This window comes from Vibrio genomosp. F10 str. 9ZD137, assembly GCF_049974785.1.
In the GTDB taxonomy this organism is placed as follows: Bacteria; Pseudomonadota; Gammaproteobacteria; order Enterobacterales; family Vibrionaceae; genus Vibrio.
This window is the reverse complement of sequence record NZ_JBNGCJ010000090.1, coordinates 1-1,459: the sequence shown is the minus strand read 5'-3', so window position 1 is coordinate 1,459 and position 1,459 is coordinate 1. Positions and strand designations below refer to the sequence as shown.

The 1,459-nt window shown below is 42.6% G+C and carries 2 protein-coding genes and 1 pseudogene; all 3 read right to left on the bottom strand.

Annotated features, from left to right (window positions below; genetic code table 11):
* Positions 1 to 180: pseudogene (locus ACP45E_RS01075) on the bottom strand (acetyl-CoA carboxylase biotin carboxyl carrier protein); the annotation flags it as partial.
* Between the two features lie 99 nt (positions 181 to 279).
* Positions 280 to 729, bottom strand: a complete 450-nt coding sequence (gene aroQ, locus ACP45E_RS01070; RefSeq protein WP_017035702.1) for a type II 3-dehydroquinate dehydratase — start codon at positions 727 to 729, stop codon at positions 280 to 282.
* A 356-nt stretch (positions 730 to 1,085) separates the two neighbouring features.
* A partial coding sequence (locus tag ACP45E_RS01065; RefSeq protein WP_426510397.1) for an AMP-binding enzyme occupies positions 1,086 to 1,459 on the bottom strand: 374 nt, incomplete at its 5' end.

Genomic DNA, 1,459 nt, shown 5'->3' with positions numbered 1-1,459 from the left:
GATCGGTGCCGCTGCTGGAGCTGCAACAGGTGCTGGAGCAGCATAGTGCATTGGTGCCATTTGCGGTGCAGCACCATGACGACTGATTCTTACTGACTCTTCACCTTCAGAGATCTCTAGCTCAGCAATGCCAGACTCTTCGACTAATTCAATAAGCTTTTTAATTTTGCGGATATCCATTTTTCTTTTCTCTTCATCTTGTGAATAAGACAGCTCTATAGTGAGCTGTAGAGTGTTTGTTTACTTTGTCGTAATTTGGTTGCTTTGACAGCGGTTTCACTATTTAGATTGCAGGTGTTTAATTGCTGCCGCCAAAGCGAATTCGTACCCTTGTGCGCCCAAACCACAAATAACGCCTTCAGCTTTATCTGAAAGGTAAGAGTGGTGACGGAAAGGTTCTCGTGCATGAACGTTTGATAAATGCACTTCAATAAATGGGATTGCAACGCCAAGTAGTGCATCTCGAAGTGCTACACTTGTGTGCGTAAAAGCTGCGGGATTTATAATGATAAAATCCACTTTTCCAAAGGCATCATGAATGGTTTCGAGCAGCTCATATTCTCTATTCGATTGGAGATGTTGCAACTCAACCTGAGCATCTGATGCCTGCTCGGTTAAGGTGTCAATGATCTGAGCTAGCGTTTGAGAACCGTAATGAGCGGGCTCTCTTAACCCTAAAAGGTTAATATTTGGACCATTTAGGACTAGAATGCGAGATTTTGCAGTCATTGTGTTGCCATCTTCCTATATCGTGTGATGAATCATAATATTCCCACATATTCAAAGAATCGGCATGAAATTTTTGTCAAAATATCGCGATTTTTTGAAAATAGAACACGATTATAGCTAATTCAGCGCAAATCGCAGCAATTTACTGGTCTAATCACCTGTTTGTAACGGCTAGTTCTGTTACCGAGTTAACAAAAAATACATTAACCCTCATGTTTGGATGGTTAAAATTTGAGGTTGTTCCCATAAAAAAACCGCCACAGAAGTGACGGTTTCATCTACAAAGTGTTTTAAACGTCTCGTTTATCTCACTTGCTGAGTTTCGCTTAGGCAATCACCTTTTTATTGGTGAGTGATTAAACAAGTTCTGCTTTTTCTGCGATGAGCTTTTCTACCACACTCGGATCCGCGAGTGTTGATGTATCACCTAAGTTGCTGGTGTCACCGGTAGCAATTTTGCGCAAAATACGTCGCATGATTTTGCCAGAGCGAGTTTTTGGCAGGGAATCGGTCCAGTGGAGGACATCGGGTGTCGCAATAGGGCCAATTTCTTTACGTACCCAATCTTTCACTTCTTTATGAAGTTCAGCGCTTGGGAATTCACCATCATTTAACGTAATGTACGCGTAGATTGCTTGGCCTTTGATATCGTGTGGAATACCCACAATCGCAGCCTCAGCAATTTTACTGTGAGCCACCAGTGCTGACTCGAGATCGGAAGAGCGGATCA